The sequence below is a fragment of the Dryocola mayonis genome (assembly GCF_051307045.1).
Lineage (GTDB): Bacteria > Pseudomonadota > Gammaproteobacteria > Enterobacterales > Enterobacteriaceae > Dryocola.
Genome location: NZ_CP150452.1, coordinates 3,783,397 through 3,809,076 on the forward strand (window position 1 = coordinate 3,783,397; position 25,680 = coordinate 3,809,076).

Here is a 25,680-nt window from a genome sequence, read left to right on the forward strand (position 1 = left end):
GCTGGCTGAATCTTATTCAGCCGGCCGCACGACTCAACATATAGTAGATAACGACGCCCGCAACCACTAGTCCGCCGCCAAAGCGACGCAGCGTGTTGTCGGGCAGCTGCGTCATCGCGGCGATCATGCGCCGCCACATGCGCGGGTAAAGCATCGGCCCCAGGCCTTCGAGTACCAGAACAAGCGCCAGCGCTATCCAGATTGTAGAGTTCATAATCTTTCCTGAAGCGGATAAAAAAAGAGCCGGTCAGACCGGCTCTTGATTGTGTCACCTGTGAAAATTAACGTGAACTGTTCGCAGGCGTTTTCATATAGCGGAAGAAATCGCTGTCCGGGCTCATCACCATCACGTCCTGACCGGACTTAAAGCTTGCCTCGTAGGCCCGCAGGCTACGGATAAAGGCATAGAAGTCCGGATCCTGGCTGAAGGCGTCCGCAAACAGCTTGGCCGCTTCGGCATCGCCTTCGCCGCGGCTGATACGCCCCTGACGCTCGGCTTCCGCCAGAGTGCGGGTAACGCCGTAGTCGGCGGTCGCGCGCAGCTTCTCGGCTTCTTCCTGGCCCTGTGAACGGTGACGGCGGGCTACCGCTTCACGTTCAGCGCGCATACGGTTGTAAATAGCTTCCGAAACCTCAGCAGGCAGGTTGATCTGCTTGATGCGCACGTCCACAACTTCGATACCCAACGCCGCCATACTGTTCGGGTTGACCACGGCGACTTTACCGTTGGTCTCTTCGGTGATACGCGCCGCTGCGGAAGCGATGGCGTCGTCAGCCGCAGGCGTTGTCACCTCATCGTCGGTGCCGGCGGAACCGGAGTTCAGCGCGTCACGCACGTCCAGAGTCAGACGGCCGCGGGAGTCGGTCACGATGTCTTTCACATCCAGACGGCCGATTTCAGAACGCAGACGGTCGCTGAACTTACGTTTCAACAGCACTTCGGCCTGCGACACGTCGCCACCGCCCGTTGCCAGGTAGTAACGGCTGAAGTCGCTGATACGCCATTTGATGTAAGAATCGACAATCAGGTCTTTCTTCTCTTTGGTCACAAAGCGATCGGCCTGGTTGTCCATGGTCTGGATACGGGCATCGAGAGTTTTAACCGACTCGATAAACGGCACCTTAAAGTGCAGGCCCGGCTCGTAAACCACCGGCTTGTTCTCATCATCACGCAGAACTTTACCAAAGCGTAATGTGATTCCGCGCTCGCCTTCGTGTACCACGAAGATCGAGGTGAACAGCACCACCAGCACGATGATAATTAAAGCAATGACTGACTTACGCATCGTTATTCACTCCCTACGCGCTGGTTATCAGTGCGCTGTGCGTCCGCACGGCGCTGATCCATGATGTCGCCTCTGCTGGCAGAGGACGAGGTGCTGGCGCTACCGCTGCCTGAGCCGGAAGCCGGCGGCAGACGCAGCAGGTTGTTTGCGCCGCTGTTATCGCTCTTTGCCGCAGGCTGCGCGCCACCTTTGAGCATCTGGTCAAGCGGCAGAACCATCAGGTTGCCGCCTTTATCGTTGACCAGCACTTTACGGGTGTGGCTAAGCACGTTTTCCATGGTTTCGATATACAGACGCTCGCGGGTGATTTCCGGGGCGGCTTTATACTCTGGCAGCAGCTTCGCAAAGCGGGCTACTTCACCCTGGGCTTCTAACACTGTCTGTGTTTTGTAGGCGCGCGCTTCTTCGAGGATACGCTGCGCCTGGCCGTTGGCACGCGGCTGAACTTCGTTGGCGTAGGCCTCAGCTTCACGAATGTACTGCTGTTCGTTTTCACGCGCGGAAATCGCATCATCAAACGCCGCTTTAACTTCTTCCGGCGGACGCGCAGCCTGGAAGTTAACGTCAAGCAGGGTAATACCCATGTTGTACGGGCGAATGGTTTCTTCCAGTTCGCGCTGGGTATCGTTACGAATAATGGTACGACCTTCGGTGAGGATCTTATCCATGGAGTATTTGCCGATTACGCCACGCAGCGCGCTGTCAGTCGCCTGACGCAGGCTGTCGTCCGCGCTGGTCACGCTGAACAGATATTTTTGCGGATCCGTTACGCGGTACTGCACGTTCATCTCAACGCGCACGACGTTTTCATCGGACGTGAGCATCACGCCGGAAGCGGCGAGTTCGCGCACGGACTCAACGTTGACCGCCTGCACGCTATCAATGAAGGTCGGTTTCCAGTTCAGGGCCCGGCTCAACCAGATGGCTGAATTTACCAAAACGCGTCACAACGCCGCGCTCGGCTTCTTTGATGGTGTAGAACCCGGTGGCAGCCCAAATGATTACCGCCGCGACGGCAACAATGCCCACCACGCGGCCACCAATATGCGGACGCGGGGTCTGGGAGGAACCGCCGCCGGTGCCGCCGCTTTTACCGCCGCCTAAGCCGCCAAGTTTTTTACTTAATTTACGGAAGATATCATCCAGATCAGGTGGCCCCTGATCGCGCCCTCCTTTGTTACCCCCAGAGTCGCCGCCAGGTTTGCTGCTTCCCCACGGGTCGCGGTCCTGTCCGTTATTACCGGGCTGATTCCACGCCATGTTTATGCTCCATATTTGTTGTGCGGTGATATCCCCCGTAGGGGAAAAAGTCTTCAGGACAAACGCGCGCCGGTCAAACAATGTAGTCCATTAGTGCCGGTTCTTGTTTACAGAGGCGACGCCAGTCAACGATGGGCATACGAACCTGTAAGCCAACGCTGCCGTCCTCCTCCATCCACTCTTTTTCTATTGCCTGAAGCTGATAAAACCGGCTTCGAAGTCGCCCTGCCTGGGGGGGTAAGCACAACGTATGCTGCGCAATTTCACCAGATAAACGTTCCGTCAAAGCCTGGAAAAGCAGTGGCACACCGGCACCTGTCTGGGCAGAAAGCCAGACGCGTATCGGTACATTTTCGTCGTTCCTGTCGATACGCGGCGCAAACTCATCCAGCATATCGATTTTATTCATAACCAGCAGGACGGGAATATCATCGGCCTCGATCTCTTCTAAAACGGTATCGACCGCGGCGATGTTTTCCTGAATCCTGAGATCCGACGCGTCAATCACGTGCAGCAGCAGCGTGGCCTGGCGGGTCTCCTGCAGGGTGGCTTTAAACGCTGCCACAAGATCGTGGGGCAGGTGCCGAATAAAGCCTACCGTATCTGCCAGCACGGTTTCGCCCACGTCTGCAATGTCAATACGACGCAGCGTGGGATCGAGCGTGGCGAACAGCTGGTCTGCGGCATACACTTCAGCCGCGGTAATTTGGTTAAAAAGGGTGGATTTACCGGCGTTGGTGTAGCCCACCAGTGAGACAGTCGGCACGTCGGCTTTAGCTCGCGCTCTTCGTCCCTGCTCACGTTGTTTTTCTACTCGTTCCAGGCGTGAGAGGATCTGCATGATGCGGTTACGCAACAGCCGGCGGTCCGTTTCAAGCTGCGTTTCGCCAGGGCCGCGTAGGCCCTATCCCGCCTTTTTGACGCTCAAGGTGGGTCCAGCCGCGGACCAGCCGCGTCGCCAGATGGCGCAGCTGCGCCAGCTCAACCTGCAGCTTACCTTCATGGGTGCGCGCACGCTGGGCAAAAATATCTAAAATCAGTCCCGTTCTGTCGATGACCCGACATTCGCACAGGGCTTCAAGGTTACGTTCTTGCGCCGGGGACAACGCATGATCGAACAGCACGACCGAGGCCCCAGTGGCTTTAACTGCATCGGCAATTTCTACGGCTTTGCCTTCGCCAACAAAATACTTTGGATGCGGCGCTTTGCGGCTACCGGTCACCACCTGCAGCGCTTCGACACCGGCTGAAGAGACCAGGGATTCAAACTCCGCGAGGTCTTCCATGTCTTTGTCTTGCGAAAAATAGATGTGTACCAGCACCGCTTGCTCACCAGCGTCATAACGGTCAAACAAGCGTATAACCTCTCAAAAAGACCAGCGGGGAACACAGCAGTCCTGGTTCCCCGAGCTGGAAAACAACAAATGCCTTATTCGGCGTCTTCGCTGTCTTGTTGTGGCGCAGAACCCTGCGCACTTCCACCATGGTGGTAGCTGCCAGAACCGCTAGTACCCGTGTTATTACTGTGATGAGATACCGGACGAGACGGAACAACAGTTGAAATCGCGTGCTTATAGACCATCTGACTGACCGTGTTTTTCAACAGGATCACGAACTGATCGAAAGACTCAATCTGACCTTGCAGCTTAATGCCATTCACCAAATAAATAGAAACTGGAACACGTTCCCGACGCAATGCGTTCAGGAACGGATCTTGTAATGATTGCCCCTTAGCCATTCTATCTTTTCCTTATATGCTTGTTGTTTGTAACTCAAGAACCCTGAGGCTCTGAAAAACTGCGTAAAAATTTGCGCACGATGTCGATTCAATTGTACACATTCATTGGTGCTTCGCACTAACAACCTGTAATACTTCATTGCGGGCCCAGCTCAGGGTTTTCGCTGTCTAACCAGCGAACATCTTCCCAGCCTCGCAACCAGGTCATCTGGCGTTTAGCCAATTGTCTCGTCGCGCAAATACCTCGATAAACCATTTCCTCATGCGAGATTTCCCCCGCCAGATAAGACCACATCTGCCGGTAGCCCACACAACGAATGGAAGGCATCTCCGTATGCAAATCTCCGCGGGCAAAAAGAGCCCGCACTTCTGCTTCAAAACCTGAAGCTAACATCTGATGAAAACGCTGCTCAATGCGCTGATGGAGCAGTTCACGGCTCGCCGGGGCGATGGCGAACTGATGCACCTGGTAAGGCAGAGCTTCTCCTGACGTTTGCGTCAGTTCCGTTAAAGTTTTACCCGAAATGAAAAAAACTTCCAGTGCCCGGGAAAGCCTTTGCGGATCGTTTGGATGAATCCGTGCCCCCGCAACCGGATCGACTTCGACCAGCTGCCGATGCAGCGCATCCCATCCCTGCTCTGCCGCCTGTTGTTCAATCCTTGCGCGAACGTCTGCATCCGCCGGCGGTAACGGCGAAAGGCCTTCTAATAACGCCTTGAAGTAAAGCATCGTCCCCCCGACTAACAGGGGAATACGCCCGCTGGCGGTAATATCAGCCATTTCTGCCAGCGCGTCGCGACGGAAATCCGCCGCCGAGTACGCCTGCGCCGGATCGAGGATATCGAGTAACCGGTGCGGCGCCTGGGCGAGTTCTTCCGCCGTCGGCTTCGCCGTTCCGATATCCATTCCTTGATAGATAAGGGCCGAATCGACGCTTATCAACTCTACCGGCAGCGTTTTACGCAAATTAATGGCTAATGCCGTCTTACCCGAGGCCGTAGGCCCCATTAAAAAAATTGCCTGCGGCAGGTTTTTGCTTACTTCAGTCATGTTTCAGGGCGTTCATCGCCAGCGTTAGATCAACAGGTTGTAACAAACCGCCGGGTGGATTTTTCACCAGCTGCGGGCAAAGGCGCTCAATATCGGCAAGTAAAGCAATAGCTTGTGCCTGATTCCACTGTTCATGCTCCGCTGTCAGATGACGGGCGAACCAGTGGGCAATTTGCGTAGCGCTAACCTCTGCCTGTTGCGCCAGGTATCCTGGCAGTTCATAAATCAAGATTTGTAAATTTTGTTTACGTAAAGGTAAAGGTACGGAGCGAATGGTTATCTGCCTGGCATCGGCGGCAAATTCGATGCCCATGCTGAGCAAAAGCGGCTGATAACGCAGCAGCACGTCCAGCTCATCCTTAGAGACTTTCATCCGCACCGGGATCAGCAATGGCTGAGCGCGAACGCCTTCGCTGCCCGGAATCAGCTGCGCCTGCTTCAGCCAGCGGTCCGCCACGGCAAGCGATAGCAGCATGACGCTGCCATCCCGCTCCAGAAGCGCGTATTGCGGTGGGATAATCGTCAGCACTCTGCCGAAACTCTGCGAATGGCCTTCCAGCGCGTCCGGCTCTTCAGTCTGGTTAGCCGCTGGTGGAACCGTTGGGGTATCCAGCAGTTGACGATAAAGCGCGCCTTGCTGCTTCTGATAGCCAGGCGCCGCGTTTGGCCACGTCGGCTGGCGTTGTCCGCCAGCGCTGCCCGCAGAAGGATGAGGCGCCGTTTCCCGAGGCGCGGAAGGCGCCTGAGCTGGCGTTGCAAACTGGTTACGCCCTGAGGCCACGCGGTTTTCCGGCTGCCAGCGCTGCTGGACGACTTCGGTGGGCGTGTCTTCCTGTAGCAGAAGATTTTCATCGCGCTGCTGCAGGACGCTCAGCACGCCCTGATAAATAAAATCATGCACCAGACGGGACTGGTGGAAACGGACCTCGTGCTTGGCGGGATGCACGTTGACGTCGACCTGATGGGGATCGATTTCCAGATAGAGCACGAAAGCGGGCTGCCGCTCGGCGCCGGCTTTATCTTCGCAGGCCTGGCGAATGGCGTGGGCGATCAGGCGATCGCGCATCATGCGGCCATTTACATAGCAATACTGAATTTCCGCCAGCGCCGGGGTGGTGGCAGAAGGTTCGGCAACCCAGCCGCGCAGCGCCAGATCGCCATGCTGCCATTCGATTTTCAGCGCCTGCTCAAGAAATGGCGCGCCGCAAATCGCTCCAAGACGACGTTCGCGTGGCGCACCTTCCTGCACGGCGCGATACTGGCGCACCATCTTGCCGTTGTGATTAAGGTTTATCGACACGTCAAAGCGCGCCAGCGCGATGCGGCGCACTATCTCGTCGATATGGTTAAACTCGGTTTTCTCGGTGCGCATAAATTTACGCCGGGCCGGCGTGTTGTAGAACAGATCCAACACTTCAAGCGTGGTGCCAACCGGATGGGCTGCGGGTTTTACCGTCACATTCTGGTCGCGGCCTTCGGCATAGGCCCTGCCAGGCCTCGCTCTGCTCCGCGGTGCGGGAAGTCAGCGTGAGGCGGGCCACCGAGCTGATGCTCGCCAGCGCTTCGCCGCGAAAACCGAGGCTGATAATGGCCTCAAGATCGTCAAGGCAGGCAATTTTACTGGTCGCGTGGCGAGCCAGCGCCAGCGCCAGCTCGTCCTTATTGATGCCGCAGCCGTTGTCGCGGATGCGGATCATCTTCGCGCCGCCGCGTTCAATATCGATGTCGATACGCGTAGCGCCGGCATCAAGGCTGTTTTCTATCAGCTCTTTTACCACCGACGCAGGGCGTTCAACCACTTCGCCTGCGGCAATCTGGTTCGCAAGCTGGGGAGGCAGAACCTGAATCGGCATAGCAATCCTTATTGAGTAATGGCGACTTTGTCTAAGTCGGCGCTTTGCGCGCTTGCGGTTTGTCCCGCCGCGGGCGCCGACTGTAGCGGATGCGCGAGGAAGTAGCTGCGCAGCCCTTCGTAAATAGCTTTTGCGATCTGCTGCTGGTAGTCATCGCTGCCCAGCAGGCGCTCTTCGCCGTTATTACTGATAAACCCGGTTTCGACCAGCACGGAAGGAATATCCGGGGAACGCAGCACGCCAAGGCTCGCATGTTCCGGACGGCGCTTATGCAGCGATCCTACCTGCCCAAGCTGCGCCAGCATTTTCGTCGCCACATCATACCCGACGCGCTGGGAATGACCGAACTGCAAATCCAGCACGGCCTGGCTGAGATAGGGATCCGCCTGGCTGTTCGCCAGCACGTCGCCCGCGCCGCCTAACAGCTCAGACTGCTTCTCGTGCTGCTCAAGCCAGCCCGCCATTTCGCTGTTCGCGCGGCGGTTAGACAGCACCCACACGGAAGCGCCCGTCGCGTCGCGGTTCGGGGCGGCATCCGCGTGAATCGAAACCAGGATATTGGCGTTCTGCTTGCGGGCGACGTCCGAACGTCCCATCACCGAGATGAAATAGTCGCCGTCGCGGGTCAGCACGCCTTTAAACATCGGGTCGTCGTTCAGCAGCGCGCGCAGCTTGCGGGCGATAGAGATAGTGACGTTTTTCTCTTTCGTGCCTCCCGGGCCTATTGCGCCGGGATCCTGGCCGCCGTGGCCGGCGTCGATAGCCACCACTACGGTATCTGAATTCTGGTTACCCCTTTGCGTACGGGCAGGCCTGGTCACAGTATTGGAGCCGATAACGCCGGTTACCTGCTGCGATTTGAACGGGTTTTTAGCCGGCTCGGATGGGCGTGAAACGGGCGCGGGCTCGACGCGCTTAGCCACAACCGGCGGCGGAGGCGGAGGCGCGTCTGCGTTGATAGTAAAGACGACGGTATAATTCGCGCCGTTTTGTTGTTTTACCGCGCGCGTTTTACCCGGCTGGGTAAGATCCACCACAAGGCGTAAGGAGCCGGCATCTTTCGGCTGCCCGGAACGGATGCTTTTAACGAGGTTATTGCCGCTAAACTGCAGCGGTAAGCCCTGAATCACGCCGGTTTGCCTGATATCCAGCGCGACGCTTTTTTTATCATCCTGCGAAAATGAATATTCCGGATCGCCCATAAAGCTAAAGGTGATACGCGCCTGATTATCACCGTTAGATACCTGAATATCCGCAAGACTCGCCGCCCCGGCCTGGGCGCAAAGCGCCAGCGCACATACGGCCATTATCCAACCCTTAACGCGATAGATCATCCCGTCATCCTTGTTATTTGGCTAACCGCGCCAGTAACGAATCACCAGATGAGGAAACTGCTGTTATGCGCGCCTCACGCCCTTGCGCCTCGTAGCTTAAGTGCAGCTCGATATCCGGTTCCGGCAGAACGCCTTTCCCCTGCTGCGGCCACTCTACAAGGCAAATCGCATCGTTGGCGAAATAATCGCGGATGCCCATAAACTCGAGCTCCTCCGGGTCCGCCAGACGATACAGATCGAAATGGTATACCATTAAATTATCGAGAGCGTATGGCTCAACTAACGTATAGGTCGGGCTTTTCACGTTCCCTTTATGGCCTAAAGCCTGCATAAATCCCCGGCTGAACGTCGTTTTCCCCGCGCCAAGATCGCCATACAGGAAAATGACGGTTGCCCCTTCGCAGGCCGCCGCCACGCGCGCGCCCAGCTCCAGAGTTGCGGCTTCATCAGGTAATGCGATAACACGATTCATCATGGTTTCTGGTATTCAAATCCGGGTTAACAAAAAGGTACAACGTCGAAAAAAGATCGGTTGCAAGCATGCCGCGCGTGCCAAATTTATCGGCAAGGACGTCGGCTGCGGCGCCGTGCGCAACGCAGCCGGCACAGGCTGCATCATACGGGTTAAGCTTCTGGGCCAGCAACGCCCCAATTATGCCTGAGAGCACATCCCCCATGCCACCGCTGCCCATGCCCGCGTTGCCGACGTCAATAAGCCCGCATTCGCCCTCGTGGCTGGCCACAACCGTACCCGCACCTTTTAAGACCACACAACCGCCATAACGTTTTACCAGGCGATCGGCGGCAAGTAAGCGGTCACTCTCAATTTGTGACACAGCGCAATTTAACAGGCGTGCGGCTTCGCCGGGGTGGGGAGTAATAATGCGATTCTGACGTTTATCGGGATTGATTGCCAGAAGGTTGAGCGCATCTGCGTCCCATAACATCGGTTTGCGGCTGTTCTCGACTTTTTGCAGGGCCTTTTTGCCCCACTCCTGCTGGCCTAATCCGGGCCCAATAACAATGACGTCCGCCCACTCAAGGCTGTCTTCCAGCGCTTCTGGCGTGAGTTCATGAAGCATTAATTCCGGCCGAGCCGTTATCAACGGGGCGATATTTGCACTGCGGGTCAGGACGCGAACCAGGCCGGCCCCGGCGCGCAGCGCGGCCTCGCCCGTCATACGAATCGCCCCCGCCGTGCCATGATCGCCGCCAATAATCACCAGCCGGCCATTGCTTCCTTTGTGCGAGGTAGGCTTACGCGGCTTTAACCAGCGCGGCAGGTCTGCGCTATCCAGCCGCGCAATCGGCGCGGTTTCGCCCTGCAGCCAGGGTTCCAGCCCAAGCGCGTGACAGTGCAGCTCCCCCACGTAGTCTTTCGCTTTCCCCGTCAGCAGCCCGGGTTTAAGCGCGATAAACGTCAGCGTATGGTTAGCATTCACTACCGCGCCCGGGGCGGCTCCCGTCCCGGCCAGTAATCCCGAAGGAATATCCAGCGCAATAACGGGCGCGCCGTGCTGGTTAACTTTTTCAATTAGCCGGGCAGCCTCTTCCCGCGGAGCGCTGGTAAGCCCGGTGCCAAGCAAGCCGTCGATAATAAGATCGACCCCATCCGGCCAGGCAATTTCCGGCGCGTGGATAGCGCCCCCGGCGTTTAGCCAGGCCTCGCGCGCCTGCTCCGCCTCCTCTGGAAGCGGTTTATCGCTTTCCTGCGCCACCAGGGTCACCGCGATGCCGGCAGCCTGCGCCAGACGAGCGACGACGTAGCCATCGCCGCCGTTATTGCCGTGGCCGCACATTACCAGCCAGCGTTGAGTATCAGGGTAGCGATCGCGTGCAAGATTAAACGCCGCCTCACCGGCCCTGAGCATCAGTTCGTACAGCGTAATTCCCAGGCTGTCAGCGGCCTGCTTTTCGGCCTTACGCAGCCAGTCCGCCGGCCACACGGAGTGTGGTATACTTTTGGCGGTTAATTTCTCGTTATGGTCCGTCATGTCACAGCCCCTCGATCTCAATCAGTTAGCGCAAAATATCAAACGGTGGGGCAACGAGCTCGGCTTCCAGCAGGTAGGTATTGCCGATACCGATCTCACCGCCAGCGAGCCGAAACTGCAGGCGTGGCTGGATAAACAGTATCACGGCGAGATGGAGTGGATGGCGCGCCACGGCATGATGCGTGCGCGTCCTCACGAACTGCTGCCCGGCACGCTGCGCGTTATCAGCGTGCGGATGAACTATCTGCCGGCTAACGCCGCTTTTGCCTCGACCCTTAAAAATCCTGCGTTAGGCTACGTCAGCCGTTACGCTCTCGGGCGCGACTACCATAAGCTGCTACGTAACCGCCTGAAAAAACTGGGCGAGATGATTCAGTCCCACTGCTCCACGCTGAATTTTAGACCTTTTGTCGACTCCGCGCCCATTCTTGAGCGCCCGCTTGCCGAAAAGGCCGGGCTTGGCTGGACAGGCAAGCACTCGCTTATTCTCAGCCGCGATGCGGGCTCGTTCTTTTTCCTTGGCGAACTGCTGATAGATATCCCGCTGCCGGTGGACCAGCCGGTGGAGGAAAACTGCGGGCGCTGCGTAGCCTGCATGACCATCTGCCCTACCGGGGCTATCGTGGAGCCGTACACCGTCGATGCGCGCCGCTGCATCTCTTATCTGACGATAGAACTTGAAGGAGCGATCCCGGAAGAGTTCAGGCCGCTGATTGGCAACCGTATTTACGGCTGCGACGACTGCCAGCTGATTTGCCCCTGGAACCGTTTCTCACAGCTCACCAACGAAGACGATTTCAGCCCGCGGCAGGCATTGCACGCCCCGCCGCTCGTTGAGCTCTTCGCCTGGAGCGAAGCCCATTTCCTGAAGGTGACGGAAGGATCGGCCATTCGTCGCATCGGCCATTTACGCTGGCTGCGTAATATCGCCGTGGCGCTGGGGAATGCTCCCTGGGATGAAGCCCACCTGACGGCGTTACAGCAGCGTAAAGGCGAGCACCCGCTGCTTGATGAGCATATTGACTGGGCGATTGCGCAACAATTAGCCCGGCGAAGCGCGAACGAAGTGGAGGTGCAGCTGCCGCAAAAACAAAGGCTGGTTCGCGTGATTGAAAAGGGGTTAAAACGGGACGCCTGACATGTCCACAGGATGTGAATAAAAATAAAAACCCCTTGTCATTCAATTGTAAGAAAGGCTTCAGGGGATCAAATTAATATTTTGGAATAAAATTATTTCCCTGTTAATCAAGGAATTAAAAGAAAGCTGTAATAATTATTAATTTTTTAGCACAGAGAGGGACGCGGAACTACCTGTGGATAACTCTGTTTACAAGAGTTTGTCGCAGACGTAAAAAACCACCGCTGCTGCCCTTTGGCGCTGTGGATAATTTGTACTGGAGATAAGAAACTGGAGCGGGAAACGAGACTCGAACTCGCGACCCCGACCTTGGCAAGGTCGTGCTCTACCAACTGAGCTATTCCCGCTTGGGTGGTGCGTGGCTGTAAAGCCAATCAAATTTTGGAGCGGGAAACGAGACTCGAACTCGCGACCCCGACCTTGGCAAGGTCGTGCTCTACCAACTGAGCTATTCCCGCTTGGGTGGTGCGTGGCTGTAAAGCCAAATCAAATTTTGGAGCGGGAAACGAGACTCGAACTCGCGACCCCGACCTTGGCAAGGTCGTGCTCTACCAACTGAGCTATTCCCGCTAAGCGTAACGCTGCAAATTCTGCACCGGTACGGGAGGCGCATTATACGAGAAATCGTTTTTGCCGCAACCCCTGAAACGTTTTTTTTCGCGAATTTTGTTTGAATGCCGATTTAATCAACAAATCGTTTAAAATCCGGGCGAGAGAGGAGTGTAACTCCTCTCAGCCGCCTGTTAAAGCTTAATAAAATTCTCGCGATAAAAAGCCAGCTCCGCCACCGACTCGCGGATATCGTCCATCGCCTGGTGCGTGCCCTGCTTTTTAAAATTAACCAGAATTTCAGGTTTCCAGCGGCGCGCCAGCTCTTTGAGCGTGCTGACGTCGAGGTAGCGGTAATGGAAGTAGGCTTCCAGCTCCGGCATGTACTTAAACAAGAAGCGACGATCCTGGCCGATGCTGTTGCCGCAGATCGGCGAGGCGCCCGCCGGCACCCACTGCTGTAAAAACTCGAGGGTTGCAAGCTCCGCCGCGCGGTCGTCCAGCTTGCTTGCCTTCACGCGTTCAACCAGGCCGCTGCCGGTATGAGTACGCACGTTCCAGTCATCCATCAGCGCAAGCTGTTCGTCTGACTGGTGTACCGCAATCGTCGGCCCCTCGGCGAGAATATTCAGGTTGGCGTCCGTCACCAGGGTGGCGATTTCAATTATGCGATCCCGCTCGGGATCCAGGCCGGTCATTTCTAAATCAATCCAAATCAGATTGTTTTCGTTCCCACTCATGCTATTTTCCACCCTTCTCGCTCGTCGCCCATCCGACAGATGAGTTAATTCGTATAAAATAGTGTGTATCATAGAGGTTTTGCCCATCAGGGGCGACCAGGAGCCAGTACGATTGAGCAAAAATAAACTCTCCAAAGGACAGCAGCGCCGGGTAACAGCAAACCACCAGCGTCGCCTTAAACAGACCGTGGAGAAAGCCGATCCCGACGACTCTCAGTTTGGCGAACCCCGCGATGGCCGCGTTATCAGCCGTTTCGGCCAGCATGCGGACGTTGAATCGCCCGAAGGCGAAGTGCACCGCTGCAATATCCGCCGCACCATACGCTCGCTGGTCACCGGCGACCGCGTAGTCTGGCGCCCGGCAAAAGAAGCCGCAGCAGGCGTGACTATTAAAGGCATTGTCGATGCGGTACATGAACGCACCTCCGTCCTGACGCGCCCGGATTTCTACGACGGCGTAAAACCTATCGCCGCCAATATTGACCAAATCATTATCGTTTCGGCGATCCTGCCGGAACTCTCGTTAAACATTATCGACCGTTATCTGGTGGCCTGCGAAACGCTGGACGTCGAGCCGCTGCTGGTGCTCAACAAAACCGACCTGCTGGACGAAGAGGGTCTGGCGTTTGTTAATGAGCAAATGGATATCTATCGCAAAATCGGCTATCGCGTCCTGCTGGTTTCCAGCCATAAAGCCGAAGGTTTAAAAGAGCTGGAAGCAGCGCTTGTCGGCCGCGTCAGCATCTTTGCCGGGCAGTCGGGCGTGGGCAAATCCAGCCTGCTAAACAACCTGCTTGGTTTTAAAGACGAGCAGATCCTGGTGAACGATGTCTCGGACAACTCGGGTCTGGGCCAGCACACCACCACCGCCTCGCGCCTGTACCACTTCCCGGGCGGCGGCGACGTCATCGACTCCCCGGGCGTGCGTGAATTCGGCCTGTGGCATTTAGAGCCGGAACAAATCACCTACGGCTTTGTCGAATTCCATGATTATTTAGGCCGTTGCAAATATCGCGACTGCCGCCACGACAACGATCCCGGCTGCGCGCTGCGCGAAGCGGTAGAACGCGGGGAAATTGCCGAAACGCGCTTCGAAAACTACCACCGCATTCTGGAAAGCATGGCGCAGGTAAAAACGCGTAAAAACTTTTCTGATACCGATAACTGACAATTAAGCTGGGCGTCGCTAGAATCGCCCCTTTTTTCTGTACGATGCCCGGTATACCGAGCTCTTAGCCAGGAGGCTATCTTGTTAGACAATATTAAACTTTCGCTGCAATACATTCTGCCGAAACTCTGGCTGACCCGTCTTGCGGGCTGGGGCGCAAGTAAACGTGCTGGCTGGTTGACCAAACTGGTCATCGACCTGTTCGTAAAATATTACAAGGTCAATATGGCGGAGGCGCAGAAGCCGGACACCGCCAGCTATCGCACCTTCAACGATTTCTTCGTGCGCCCGCTGCGCGACGAGGTTCGCCCTGTTAACACCGACCCGAATATTCTGGTGATGCCTGCCGACGGCGTCATCAGCCAGCTTGGCCGTATTGAAGAAGATAAGATTTTGCAGGCCAAAGGGCATAACTACAGCCTCGAAGCGCTGCTGGCGGGTAACTACCTGATGGCGGACCTGTTCCGTAACGGCAGCTTTGTCACCACTTACCTGTCGCCGCGCGACTACCACCGCGTACACATGCCGTGCAACGGTATCCTGCGCGAGATGATTTACGTGCCGGGCGATCTGTTCTCTGTAAACCACCTGACCGCGCAAAACGTGCCTAACCTGTTCGCCCGTAACGAGCGCGTAATTTGCCTGTTTGATACCGAGTTCGGCCCCATGGCGCAAATTCTGGTGGGCGCCACCATCGTCGGCAGCATTGAGACCGTCTGGGGCCGGCACCATCACGCCTCCGCGTGAAGGCGTCATCAGACGCTGGACGTGGCCTGCGGGCGAAAGCGAAGGCTCCATCGCGCTGCTTAAAGGCCAGGAGATGGGCCGCTTTAAGCTGGGCTCAACCGTTATCAACCTGTTCGCGCCTGGAAAAGTTAACCTCGCCGGGCAGCTGCAAAGCCTGTCGGTAACCAAAATTGGCGAGCCGCTGGCGGTTTCCACCGAAACCCTGGTCGAGCCGGAAGTGCCGGTAAGCGAAATTCCGCCCGCGGAAATTGCAGCCGAGCTGGAAGCCAGCCCGCTGGTGGATAACAAACCCGAAAGTTAATGAGCTATTCCCGGGCCGCCGCCTCGCCGTGCGGCCTGGTGCAAATGAAAGGTACCGACGTGCGCCTGATAATCACTTTTCTGATGGCCTGGTGCCTCAGCCTGGGCGCGTATGCCGCAACGCTGCCTGACGCAAAACAGATAACCCAGGAACTTGAGCAAGCCAAAGCCGCGAAGGATCAGCCCAATCAGGCTGAAACCGTGGAAACGCTCACCACCGCCCTCAACGCGCTTGAGGAACACAAAGCCTCTCTGGAACGCGCAAAACAATATCAGCAGGTTATTGATAACTTCCCTAAGCTGTCGCAAAACCTGCGTCAGCAGCTCGCCGGCCTGCGTGACGAACCGCAGTCCGTGCCGGAAGACATGTCCACCGATGCGTTAAACCAGGAAATTCTCCAGGTCAGCAGCCAGCTGCTGGATAAAAGCCGCCAGGCGCAGCAGGAACAGGAGCGCACCCGGGAAATCGCCGACTCGCTCAGCCAGCTTCCGCAACAGCAAACCGACGCCCGTCGCCAGCTCAACGAAATGGAGCGCCGCGCCGGCACGCAGCCGACGTCCGGCACGCCGCTTATCCAGGCGCAAAATCTCTCGTTGCAGGCGGAGTCCGCGCGCCTGAAGGCGCAGGTGGACGAGCTGGAGCTGGCGCAGCTCTCCGCCAGCAACCGTCAGGAGCTCTCCCGCCTGCGCGCCGAACTGGCGCAGAAACAGAGCGCTCAGTTAGACGCTTATCTGCAGGCCTTGCGTAACCAGCTTAACAGCCAGCGCCAGCGGGAAGCCGAACGCGCACTGGAAAGCACAGAACTGCTGGCCGAGAACAGCGCCAACCTGCCGCCGACCTTAGTTGAGCAGTTTAAAAACAACCGCGAACTTTCGCAGGCTCTGAATCAGCAGGCGCAACGTATGGATTTGGTCGCCTCGCAGCAGCGCCAGGCGACCAGCCAAATGCTTCAGGTGCGCCAGGCCCTTAATACGCTGCGCGAGCAGTCTCAGTGGCTGGGCGTTTCCAACGTGCTGGGCGAAGCGCTGCGCGCCCAGGTCGCCCGCCTGCCGGAGATGCCAAAACCGCAGCAGCTGGACACCGAACTTGCCCAGCTGCGCGTCCAGCGCCTGCATTACGAAGACCTGCTCAATAAACAGCAGCAGCTGCGCCAGCTGCGGCAGGCGGACGGCAAGGAGCTGACCGCCGAGCAAAATCGCATTCTGGAAGCACAGCTGCGCACCCAGCGCGAGCTGCTTAATTCGCTTTTGCAGGGCGGCGATACGTTAATCCTTGAGCTTACCAAGCTGAAGGTGGCAAACAGCCAGCTTGAGGACGCGCTCAAAGAGGTCAACGAGGCCACGCACCGCTACCTGTTCTGGACCTCAGACGTCAGCGCCATGGGCATTTCCTGGCCGGTTGAAATCGTGCAGGACCTGCGCCGCCTGATTTCGCTTAATACCGTAAGCCAGCTGGGCGGCGCCACCGTCATGATGCTGACCAGCCGGGCCACGCTGCTGCCGCTGTTTGGCGCGCTGATTCTCGTCGGCTTTAGCATCAGCTCGCGCCGCCACTTTACCGCCTTCCTTGAACGCTCCAGCGCCAAAGTGGGCAAAGTGACCCAGGATCATTTCTCCTTAACGCTGCGCACGCTGTTCTGGTCGATTCTGGTCGCCTCCCCGCTGCCCGTGCTGTGGGCGACGCTGGGATACGGCCTGCAGGAGGCCTGGCTGTACCCTATTGCCGTCGCCGTCGGGGATGGCGTTACGGCCACCGTACCGCTGCTGTGGGCGGTGATGATTTGCGCCACCTTCGCTCGTCCAACCGGCCTGTTCGTCGTTCACTTCGGCTGGCCGCGCGAACGCGTTGCCCGCGCGATGCGCTATTACCTGTTGAGCATCGGCCTGATCGTGCCGCTGATTATGGCGCTGATCATGTTTGATAACCTCAACGACCGGGAGTTTTCCGGCTCGCTGGGGCGGCTGTGCTTTATTCTGATCTGCGGCGCGCTGGCGCTGGTTACCCTTAGCCTCAAGCGGGCGGGCCTTCCGCTGTATCTGGATAAACAGGGCAGCGGCGATAACATCGTCAACACCATTCTGTGGAACCTGATGCTCTGCGCGCCGCTGTCGGCCATTCTGGCCGCCGCGGTAGGCTATCTGGCGACGGCGCAGGCGCTGCTGGCCCGTCTGGAAACCTCGGTGGCCATCTGGTTCCTGCTGCTGGTTATTTACCACGTCATCCGCCGCTGGATGTTTATTCAACGTCGCCGTCTGGCCTTTGACCGCGCCAAGCAACGCCGTGCCGAGATCCTTGCCCAGCGCGCGCGTGGGGAAGAAGAAACGGCACACGGGCACAGCACGGAAGGTTCGGCGGAAGCGGTGGAAGAGGCGGAAATCGATCTCGATACCATCAGCGCCCAGTCCCTGCGCCTGGTACGCTCGATTCTGATGCTGATCGCGCTGCTGTCGGTCATCGTGCTGTGGTCGGAGATTCATTCCGCATTCGCTTTTCTTGAGAACATCACCCTGTGGGATGTGACCTCGACCGTACGGGGCGTGGAAAGCCTGGAGCCGATAACCCTGGGCGCCGTGCTGATCGCCATTCTGGTGTTTATTATCACCATGCAGCTGGTGCGCAACCTGCCCGCGCTGCTGGAGCTCGCGCTGTTACAGCATCTGGATTTAACGCCGGGCACGGGCTATGCCATCACCACCATTACCAAATACCTGCTGCTGCTGATTGGCGGGCTGGTCGGCTTCTCGATGATTGGTATCGAGTGGGCGAAGCTGCAGTGGCTGGTCGCGGCTCTCGGCGTCGGGCTCGGTTTCGGCCTGCAGGAGATCTTCGCCAACTTTATCTCTGGCCTGATGATTCTGTTCGAAAAACCGATTCGTATCGGCGATACCGTGACGATTCGCGATCTCACCGGCAGCGTCACCAGGATCAATACCCGCGCGACCACCATCAGCGACTGGGACCGCAAAGAGATTATCGTGCCGAACAAGGCGTTTATCACCGAGCAGTTTATCAACTGGTCGCTGTCGGATTCCGTTACGCGCGTGGTGCTCACCGTTCCCGCCCCGTCGGAAGCAGACAGCGAAGAGGTGACGAAGGTGCTGCTGCAGGCCGCCAGACGCTGCTCGCTGGTTATCGACAACCCGCAGCCGGAAGCGTTTCTGGTGGATTTACAGGCAGGCATTCAGATCTTTGAGCTGCGCATTTATGCCGCGGAGATGGGGCACCGTATGCCGCTGCGCCACGAGATTCACCAGCTGATTCTGCAGGGCTTCCGCGAGCACAATATCGACCTGCCGTTCCCGCCGTTCCAGATGCGTTTAGAAAGTATGGGCGGGTCGCGCAGCAGAACTATCCGATCGGCGGGAACATCAGGGAGAACCGCGGGGGGTTTGTAGAAAATAAGGCGGGTGGCGCTTAAACGCTTACCCGCCTTACAACGCGACAAGAGGTGGATAAGCGCCAGCGCCCTCCACCGTCCGTTAAGCTCGATCCACCGGGAATGCCAGCACGTCCGCCAGGCTGTCAGCGCCTAAGGCCAGCATAATCAGACGGTCGACGCCCAGCGCCACGCCAGAGCAATCCGGCAGCCCCGCTTTCAACGCTTCGAGCAGATTCATATCAATAGGCTGCTGCGCCAAGCCACGCGCGGCGCGCTTGCGGTTATCCTGTTCGAAACGCTGCTGCTGCTCGCGGGCGTCGGTCAGCTCATGGAAGCCGTTCGCCAGCTCAATGCCTTTGAAGTAGACCTCAAAACGTTCCGCCACGCGGTGATCTTCGGTGCTGATTTGCGCAAGCGCCGCCTGGCTTGCCGGGAAGTGATAAATAAAGGCCGGCTTATCTTTGCCGATGCGCGGTTCAACGCCCATGGTGAACAGCAGCTGCAGCAGCGTGTCGCGATCCTCTTCCTCGTCGGCAATATTGCTCAAATCAAGTTTTGCCGCCGCTTCGCGCAGCTGGGTTTTATCGGCCGACAGCGGATCGATTTCCAGGTGGCGCTGGAAAGCCTGCTGGTAGGAAAGCGACTCCGCAGCCTCGCATTCCAGAACCTGCTGCAGCAGATCGTCCACTTCATTCATCAGGCGATACATGTCGTAGTGCGGGCGATACCACTCCAGCATGGTAAATTCCGGGTTGTGATGGCGGCCCATTTCTTCGTTACGGAAACTGCGGCACAGCTGGAAAACCGGGCCTACGCCTGCGGCCAGCAGGCGCTTCATGTGGTACTCCGGGCTGGTCATCAGGTACAGATTGACGCCCTGAGAATGGCCGGGACCAACAAAACGGGTTTCAAACGGGACCAGATGAATATCGGTTACCGTCGCCTGGCTCATGCAGGGTGTTTCCACCTCCAGTACGCCGCGGTCGGCAAAAAAACGCCGAATTTCCGCCATAATAGCGGCGCGTTTCAACAGGTTGGGGATGGATGCGCTCGGCTGCCAGGTGGCCGTTTCGCTCATGAGGTAATCTCCGTAGTCAAACAAGGCGAGGAAGTCTACTCGCATCGCCCAAGGGAGACAAATTTTGCGCAGCAAAAGGGCCGATAATGTTAACAACCTTCGCATCAACGGCGGTCATTCCGTGATGGAACTCATTACTGCAGGTAATTAATTGCTGCAAAGAACAGCAAAAAAATCGAACGCGTCAAATTTCCTTAAAATCCCTCCGGTTATAATCCCCTACCTACAAAGGAGCAGGGAAAAACCCTTTCGCAACCGCTTCTGCCGTTCAGACGGGCTACCTTTGGGGATAAGCGTTGCGAAATAACTAAAAACTGGAGGAATGTCGTGCAAATATTTCAAGCCGATCTCGCCATCATTGGCGCTGGCGGAGCGGGCCTGAGAGCGGCCATTGCGGCAGCGCAGGCCAATCCACAGGCTAAAATCGCTCTGATTTCCAAAGTCTATCCGATGCGCAGCCACACCGTTGCGGCCGAAGGCGGTTCCGCCGCCGTCGCGCAGGATCACGACAGTTTTGAGTACCATTTCCACGACACGGTTTCCGGCGGCGACTGGCTGTGCGAGCAGGATGTGGTGGATTACTTCGTTCACCATTGCCCCACCGAGATGACGCAGCTTGAACAATGGGGATGCCCATGGAGCCGTCGTGCGGACGGGTCGGTTAACGTGCGCCGCTTCGGCGGCATGAAAATCGAGCGCACCTGGTTTGCCGCAGATAAAACCGGCTTCCATATGCTGCACACCCTGTTCCAGACCTCGTTACAGTTCCCGCAGATCCAGCGCTTCGATGAGCATTTCGTCCTCGACATTCTGGTGGACGACGGCCAGGCCCGCGGCCTGGTGGCCATGAACATGATGGAAGGCACGCTGGTTCAAATCCGCGCCAACGCCGTGGTAATGGCCACCGGCGGAGCGGGGCCGCGTGTATCGCTACAACACCAACGGCGGCATCGTTACCGGCGACGGTATGGGCATGGCGCTAAGCCACGGCGTACCGCTGCGTGATATGGAGTTTGTTCAGTATCACCCAACCGGCCTGCCCGGCTCCGGCATCCTGATGACGGAAGGCTGCCGCGGCGAGGGCGGCATCCTGGTCAATAAAGACGGCTACCGCTATCTGCAGGATTACGGCATGGGGCCGGAAACCCCGCTTGGCCAGCCGAAGAACAAATACATGGAGCTGGGCCCGCGCGATAAGGTATCCCAGGCTTTCTGGCACGAATGGCGCGCGGGCCGCACCGTTCCCACTCCGCGGGGCGACGTGGTTTATCTCGATTTACGCCATCTGGGCGAGAAAAAGCTTCTTGAACGCCTGCCGTTCATCTGCGAGCTGGCGAAGGCCTACGTGGGCGTCGATCCGGTGAAAGATCCGATTCCCGTGCGTCCTACCGCGCACTACACCATGGGCGGCATCGAAACCGATACCCAATGTGAAACCCGTATCAGGGGGCTGTTCGCCGTCGGCGAATGTTCCTCCGTCGGCCTGCACGGGGCGAATCGCCTGGGCTCCAACTCCCTTGCGGAACTCGTCGTGTTCGGCCGTCTGGCGGGCGAACAGGCGATGCATCGCGCCAACGGCGCGCAGCCTGCAAACGACGCGGCGCTGAACGCGCAGGCGGCGGATGTCGAGAGCCGCCTGAAGCAGCTGGTCAACCAGGAAGGCAACGAAAACTGGGCGAAAATCCGCGACGAAATGGGCCTGTCCATGGAGGAAGGCTGCGGCATTTACCGCACGACGGAGCTGATGCAGAAGACCATCGACAAGCTGGCGGAGCTGCAGGAGCGCTTTAAGCGCGTGCGCATTACCGACAGCTCCAGCGTGTTTAACACCGACCTGCTCTACACCATCGAGCTGGGCCACGGGCTGAACGTCGCGGAGTGTATGGCGCATTCGGCGATGGCGCGCAAGGAGTCCCGCGGCGCGCACCAGCGTCTTGACGAAGGCTGCACCGAGCGTGACGACGTCAACTTCCTGAAACATACCCTCGCGTTCCGCGATGCGCACGGCGCTACCCGTCTGGACTACAGCGACGTGAAAATCACTACCCTGCCACCGGCAAAACGCGTCTACGGTGCGGAAGCAGAAGCAGCCGACAAGAAGGAGGCGACGAATGGCTGATGTGATGAAGACCCTGAAAATCGAAGTGGTGCGCTATAACCCGGAAACGGACAGCGAGCCGCACGGCGTCATCTACGAGGTTCCTTACGATGAGCAAACCTCGCTGCTGGATGCGCTGGGCTACATCAAAGACAATCTTGCGCCGGACCTGAGCTACCGCTGGTCATGCCGCATGGCGATTTGCGGCTCCTGCGGGATGATGGTTAACCGCGTGCCGAAGCTTGCCTGTAAGACCTTCCTGCGCGAATACACCCGGGGCATGAAGGTAGAGGCGCTGGCAAACTTCCCTATCGAGCGCGATTTGGTGGTCGATATGACCCACTTTATCGAAAGCCTGGAGGCGATTAAGCCGTACATCATCGGTAACCCGCGCACGCCGGACCAGGGGCCCAACACGCAGACGCCTGCGCAGATGGCTAAATACCATCAGTTCTCCGGCTGCATCAACTGCGGCCTGTGTTACGCAGCCTGTCCGCAGTTTGGGCTTAACCCGGAGTTTATCGGCCCGGCGGCGATCACCCTCGCGCATCGTTATAACCTGGATAACCGCGACCACGGCAAAAAGCAGCGTATGGCGCAGCTAAACGGCCAGAACGGCGTCTGGACCTGCACCTTCGTGGGCTACTGCTCGGAAGTTTGTCCGAAGCATGTCGATCCGGCGGCCGCCATCCAGCAGGGCAAGGTCGAAAGCTCGAAAGACTTTTTGATAGCCACCCTGAAACCACGCTAAGGAGTGCACAATGACCACGAAACGTAAGCCGTACGTTCGCACTATGGCCCCCACCTGGTGGCAAAAACTGGGCTTCTATCGCTTTTATATGCTGCGCGAAGGCACCTCGGTGCCGGCGGTATGGTTCAGCATCCTGCTGATCTGCGGCCTGTTCGCCTTAAAAAGCGGACCGGAAAGCTGGCAGCACTTTGTCGGTTTTCTGCGTAACCCGATTGTGGCGATCCTGAATATTATCTCTCTGGCCGCCGCGTTGCTGCACACCAAAACCTGGTTTGAGCTGGCGCCGAAGGCCGCCAACATCATCGTTAAAGACGAAAAAATGGGGCCCGGGCCGGTGATTAAAGGGCTGTGGGCGGTGACCGCGATCGCCACGGTCGTCATTTTGTTTGTTGCACTGTTCTGGTAAGGAGGACGTTATGATCAATCCCAATCCGAAACGCTCCGACGAGCCGGTATTCTGGGGCCTGTTTGGGGCCGGCGGCATGTGGAGCGCGATTATTACCCCGGTTATCGTGCTGCTGGTGGGCATTATGCTGCCGCTCGGCCTGTTCCCCGGCGACGCGCTGGGCTATGACCGGGTGTATGCCTTCGCCCACAGCCTCATCGGCCGCCTGTTCATCTTCCTGGCGATAGTGCTGCCGCTGTGGTGCGGCCTGCACCGTATTCACCACGCCATGCACGATCTGAAGATTCATGTGCCCTCAGGCAAATGGGTGTTCTACGGGCTTGCGGCGATCCTGACGGTGGTCACGCTGATCGGTGTGATTACGATCTGATTACGGCCTGTTCAGCTAAAAGGTCTGCCTCCGGGCGGGCCTTTTTTATTGGCTTATTTGCTCAAATCCAACAGACTGAAAGCATCTGCCGGGTCCGGACATTCCGTCGCGCCACTTTATGGAAGAATCATGCTAAAAAAATCACTCTGCTGCGCGTTGCTGCTCACCGCCTCATGCTCATCCTTTGCCGCTGCGAAAACGCTGACTGAAAAACAGATAGCCCAGGTCGTTGACGACACGCTTGCGCCGCTGCTGAAGGAGCAGAATATTCCCGGCATGGCGGCGGCAGTCATTTATCGCGGCAAGGCTTACTACTTCACCTACGGCAAGGCGGACGTAGCCCGGAACGTCGCCGTAACAAAAGAGACGCTGTTCGAATTAGGCTCGGTCAGCAAGACGTTTACCGGCGTGCTGGGCGGCGATAGCGTGGCCCGCGGCGAAATTAAGCTGGGCGATCCGGCAGCGAAATACTGGCCTGCGCTGACGGGCAGCCAGTGGCGGGATATTACCCTGCTGCATCTGGCGACCTACACCGCCGGCGGCCTGCCGCTGCAGGTGCCTGACGAAGTCAGCGACAAGGCGGCCCTGCTGCGCTTCTTTCAAAACTGGCGGCCACAGTGGGCGCCGGGAGCCATGCGCCTGTACGCCAACGCCAGCATTGGCCTGTTCGGCGCGCTCGCTGTTAAGCCGTCGGGAATGCGCTTTGAGAAGGCCATGACAGAGCGCGTACTCCGGCCCCTGAGCCTTTCTGCCACCTGGATAAAAGTCCCCGCATCCGCACAATCTCGTTACGCATGGGGCTATCGGGAAGGCAAAGCGGTGCGCGTTTCGCCAGGAATGCTGGATGCCGAAGCCTATGGCATAAAATCTTCCGTTGAGGACATGGCGGCCTGGGTTCAGGCCAATATGGATCCTGAGCGGGTGCAAGATGCCGCGCTCAGGCAGGGCATTGCGCTTGCGCAGTCAAGATACTGGCGGGCAGGAAACCTGTATCAGGGGCTGGGCTGGGAGATGCTCAACTGGCCGCTCAATGCAGCCACCCTCATCAACGACAGCGACGGAAAGGTGGCGCTTGCCCCGCAGGCCGCCTACGCTATCGACCCCCCCATGCCTGCGGTAAAAGCTTCCTGGGTGCATAAAACGGGTTCAACCGGCGGCTTTGGCAGCTACGTCGCCTTCATTCCTGAACAGCAGCTCGGCATCGTGCTGCTGGCCAACAAAAACTACCCTAACCCGGCGCGGGTCAAAGCAGGCTATAGGATCCTTGCGGCTTTGCGGTAAACCGACGGGCCTGCCGGCGGCAGGCCTTTTTAATTTCACCCATCTCCTGCTTTTTTTACGCCGCAATCTACACTTAGCAAAAAGCTGACAAGGAATAAGCTATGCGCATCTGGCCGATTGTTTCCGCCGTAACGGCGGCGTTTTTGGTTGTTGCCTGCAGTTCTCCTGCCCCGCCTCCAAACGTGACGGTGGTGAACAATTTCGATGTTAAACGCTATCTTGGGCAGTGGTACGAAATTGCCCGCTTCGACCACAGTTTCGAGCGTGGCCTGGAGCAGGTGACGGCGACCTACAGCCTGAGGGATGACGGCGGTTTGCGGGTGGTCAACCGGGGATTCAACCCGGACAGGCAGATGTGGCAGCAGAGCATCGGCAAAGCCTACTTCACCGGCTCGCCGGACCGCGCGGCGCTGAAGGTCTCTTTCTTCGGCCCCTTCTATGGCGGCTATAACATCATTGCCCTCGACAAAGACTATCGCCATGCGCTGATATGCGGGCCGAACCGCGATTACCTGTGGATCCTCTCCCGCACGCCGACCATCAGCGACGAGGTGAAGCAACAGATGCTGCAAAGCGCCAGCCGCCAGGGCTTCCCGGTTGAGAAGCTCCTGTGGATCAAACAGAATGTTAATGGGCGCTGAGCTTCAGGCCGATAATGCCGACCACAATCAGGGCCAGGCTCGCCAGACGGGCCGGGCTTGCTGATTCCCCTAACAGCAGGATACCGGCCGTCGCCGCTCCCACCGCGCCAATCCCCGTCCAGACGGCGTAAGCCGTACCGACGGGCAGCGTTTTCATCGCCCAGGAAAGCAGCGCCACGCTGGCCACCATCGCCACGATAGTTATCACGCCCGGCCACAGGCGGCTAAAACCCTGGGAATATTTCAGGCCGATGGCCCAAACGACTTCCAGAAGACCCGCAATAACCAGGATAATCCAGGACATAATAGCTCCAGAAAAGGGGCCGTCCCCGTTAAAAAAGAAACGCTTACGGGTCGTCCCGCAAGGCTTGTCGGAAGGAAGATAGTTTAGCATCGGCAACATCGCCGCGCGGAGAAAAAGGATTTTTGCGGCTCAGCGGGCGTCACGCCAGCTTTCAGCTAAAAAGCTAAGCCAGGAAATAGCTTAAGATTGTTACGTAGATCGTCAATTCAGTTT

17 protein-coding genes, 3 tRNA genes and 6 pseudogenes are annotated in these 25,680 nt (G+C 57.8%); 10 read left to right on the plus strand and 16 right to left on the minus strand.

Annotation, left to right across the window (positions count from 1 at the left end; genetic code table 11):
* Positions 1-16 precede the first annotated feature (16 nt).
* The 10 genes and pseudogenes from WLO32_RS18305 to nnr form a co-directional block, all read right to left on the minus strand.
* The gene (locus WLO32_RS18305; RefSeq protein ID WP_121266851.1) at positions 17-214 is read right to left on the minus strand and encodes a DUF2065 domain-containing protein; all 198 of its coding nucleotides are present in this window, start codon (positions 212-214) and stop codon (positions 17-19) included.
* Positions 215-281: 67 nt separating this feature from the next.
* Entirely contained in the window at positions 282-1,286 is a 1,005-nt protein-coding gene (gene hflC / locus WLO32_RS18310; RefSeq protein WP_121266852.1) for a protease modulator HflC, read from the minus strand.
* A gap of 2 nt (positions 1,287-1,288) precedes the next feature.
* Positions 1,289-2,546 (minus strand): annotated as a pseudogene (gene hflK, locus WLO32_RS18315) (FtsH protease activity modulator HflK).
* A 73-nt stretch (positions 2,547-2,619) separates the two neighbouring features.
* A pseudogene (gene hflX / locus WLO32_RS18320) lies at positions 2,620-3,901 on the minus strand (ribosome rescue GTPase HflX).
* Positions 3,902-3,975: 74 nt separating this feature from the next.
* A complete protein-coding gene (hfq, locus tag WLO32_RS18325) occupies positions 3,976-4,284 on the minus strand; it encodes an RNA chaperone Hfq (protein WP_121266855.1) in 309 nt (102 codons plus the stop codon).
* Between the two features lie 102 nt (positions 4,285-4,386).
* Positions 4,387-5,335: pseudogene (miaA, locus tag WLO32_RS18330) on the minus strand (tRNA (adenosine(37)-N6)-dimethylallyltransferase MiaA).
* Positions 5,328-7,188 (minus strand): annotated as a pseudogene (gene mutL, locus WLO32_RS18335) (DNA mismatch repair endonuclease MutL). Before mutL ends, miaA begins: the two co-directional pseudogenes overlap by 8 nt.
* Positions 7,189-7,196: 8 nt before the next feature.
* Positions 7,197-8,522: an N-acetylmuramoyl-L-alanine amidase AmiB gene (gene amiB, locus WLO32_RS18340; RefSeq protein WP_435946417.1), complete on the minus strand. Its 1,326-nt coding sequence runs from the start codon at positions 8,520-8,522 to the stop codon at positions 7,197-7,199.
* A 13-nt stretch (positions 8,523-8,535) separates the two neighbouring features.
* Positions 8,536-8,997, minus strand: a complete 462-nt coding sequence (gene tsaE, locus WLO32_RS18345; RefSeq protein WP_435946419.1) for a tRNA (adenosine(37)-N6)-threonylcarbamoyltransferase complex ATPase subunit type 1 TsaE — start codon at positions 8,995-8,997, stop codon at positions 8,536-8,538.
* Positions 8,969-10,516 (minus strand): bifunctional ADP-dependent NAD(P)H-hydrate dehydratase/NAD(P)H-hydrate epimerase, encoded by a 1,548-nt coding sequence (gene nnr / locus WLO32_RS18350; protein WP_435946421.1) that lies wholly within the window; start codon positions 10,514-10,516, stop codon positions 8,969-8,971. The genes tsaE and nnr overlap by 29 nt, the downstream gene beginning before the upstream one ends.
* Between nnr and queG the strand changes: the two genes are divergently transcribed.
* Positions 10,515-11,654: a tRNA epoxyqueuosine(34) reductase QueG gene (gene queG / locus WLO32_RS18355; protein WP_435946422.1), complete on the plus strand. Its 1,140-nt coding sequence runs from the start codon at positions 10,515-10,517 to the stop codon at positions 11,652-11,654. The genes nnr and queG overlap by 2 nt on opposite strands.
* A gap of 271 nt (positions 11,655-11,925) precedes the next feature.
* Here the strand turns inward: queG and WLO32_RS18360 are convergent.
* The 4 genes from WLO32_RS18360 to orn form a co-directional block, all read right to left on the minus strand.
* A tRNA-Gly gene (locus tag WLO32_RS18360) sits at positions 11,926-12,001 on the minus strand.
* Positions 12,002-12,036: 35 nt separating this feature from the next.
* A tRNA-Gly gene (locus WLO32_RS18365) sits at positions 12,037-12,112 on the minus strand.
* 36 nt (positions 12,113-12,148) lie between these two features.
* Positions 12,149-12,224, minus strand: a tRNA-Gly gene (locus WLO32_RS18370).
* Between the two features lie 173 nt (positions 12,225-12,397).
* Complete coding sequence (orn, locus tag WLO32_RS18375) at positions 12,398-12,943, minus strand: oligoribonuclease (protein WP_435946423.1); 546 nt, start codon at positions 12,941-12,943, stop codon at positions 12,398-12,400.
* A gap of 112 nt (positions 12,944-13,055) precedes the next feature.
* Here orn and rsgA point away from each other — a divergent pair, with 112 nt between their 5' ends.
* The 3 genes and pseudogenes from rsgA to mscM all read left to right on the plus strand — a co-directional run bounded on the left by rsgA (position 13,056) and on the right by mscM (position 18,554).
* Positions 13,056-14,111: a small ribosomal subunit biogenesis GTPase RsgA gene (gene rsgA, locus WLO32_RS18380; protein WP_435946424.1), complete on the plus strand. Its 1,056-nt coding sequence runs from the start codon at positions 13,056-13,058 to the stop codon at positions 14,109-14,111.
* A gap of 81 nt (positions 14,112-14,192) precedes the next feature.
* Positions 14,193-15,159, plus strand: a pseudogene (gene asd / locus WLO32_RS18385) (archaetidylserine decarboxylase).
* A 59-nt stretch (positions 15,160-15,218) separates the two neighbouring features.
* The gene (gene mscM / locus WLO32_RS18390) at positions 15,219-18,554 is read left to right on the plus strand and encodes a miniconductance mechanosensitive channel MscM (RefSeq protein ID WP_435948337.1); all 3,336 of its coding nucleotides are present in this window, start codon (positions 15,219-15,221) and stop codon (positions 18,552-18,554) included.
* An 84-nt stretch (positions 18,555-18,638) separates the two neighbouring features.
* Here mscM and epmA read toward each other — a convergent pair whose 3' ends face one another.
* Positions 18,639-19,616: an elongation factor P--(R)-beta-lysine ligase gene (gene epmA, locus WLO32_RS18395; RefSeq protein ID WP_435946425.1), complete on the minus strand. Its 978-nt coding sequence runs from the start codon at positions 19,614-19,616 to the stop codon at positions 18,639-18,641.
* 327 nt (positions 19,617-19,943) lie between these two features.
* On the opposite strand from epmA, the pseudogene frdA reads away from it, so the two are divergent.
* The 6 genes and pseudogenes from frdA (at position 19,944) to WLO32_RS18425 (ending at position 25,163) form a co-directional block, all read left to right on the plus strand.
* A pseudogene (gene frdA / locus WLO32_RS18400) lies at positions 19,944-21,735 on the plus strand (fumarate reductase (quinol) flavoprotein subunit).
* Positions 21,728-22,465: a succinate dehydrogenase/fumarate reductase iron-sulfur subunit gene (locus WLO32_RS18405; RefSeq protein WP_435946426.1), complete on the plus strand. Its 738-nt coding sequence runs from the start codon at positions 21,728-21,730 to the stop codon at positions 22,463-22,465. Before frdA ends, WLO32_RS18405 begins: the two are co-directional and overlap by 8 nt.
* A 10-nt stretch (positions 22,466-22,475) precedes the next feature.
* The gene (frdC, locus tag WLO32_RS18410; RefSeq protein ID WP_435946427.1) at positions 22,476-22,871 is read left to right on the plus strand and encodes a fumarate reductase subunit FrdC; all 396 of its coding nucleotides are present in this window, start codon (positions 22,476-22,478) and stop codon (positions 22,869-22,871) included.
* 10 nt (positions 22,872-22,881) lie between these two features.
* Entirely contained in the window at positions 22,882-23,241 is a 360-nt protein-coding gene (gene frdD, locus WLO32_RS18415; protein WP_435946428.1) for a fumarate reductase subunit FrdD, read from the plus strand.
* A gap of 129 nt (positions 23,242-23,370) precedes the next feature.
* Complete coding sequence (gene ampC / locus WLO32_RS18420; protein ID WP_435946429.1) at positions 23,371-24,522, plus strand: CMY2/MIR/ACT/EC family class C beta-lactamase; 1,152 nt, start codon at positions 23,371-23,373, stop codon at positions 24,520-24,522.
* A 101-nt stretch (positions 24,523-24,623) separates the two neighbouring features.
* A complete protein-coding gene (locus WLO32_RS18425; protein WP_435946431.1) occupies positions 24,624-25,163 on the plus strand; it encodes a lipocalin family protein in 540 nt (179 codons plus the stop codon).
* Here the strand turns inward: WLO32_RS18425 and sugE are convergent.
* On the minus strand, positions 25,150-25,467 hold the full coding sequence (gene sugE, locus WLO32_RS18430) for a quaternary ammonium compound efflux SMR transporter SugE (RefSeq protein ID WP_435946432.1): 318 nt from the start codon (positions 25,465-25,467) through the stop codon (positions 25,150-25,152). The two genes, WLO32_RS18425 and sugE, sit on opposite strands and share 14 nt — an antisense overlap.
* Positions 25,468-25,680: the final 213 nt, after the last annotated feature.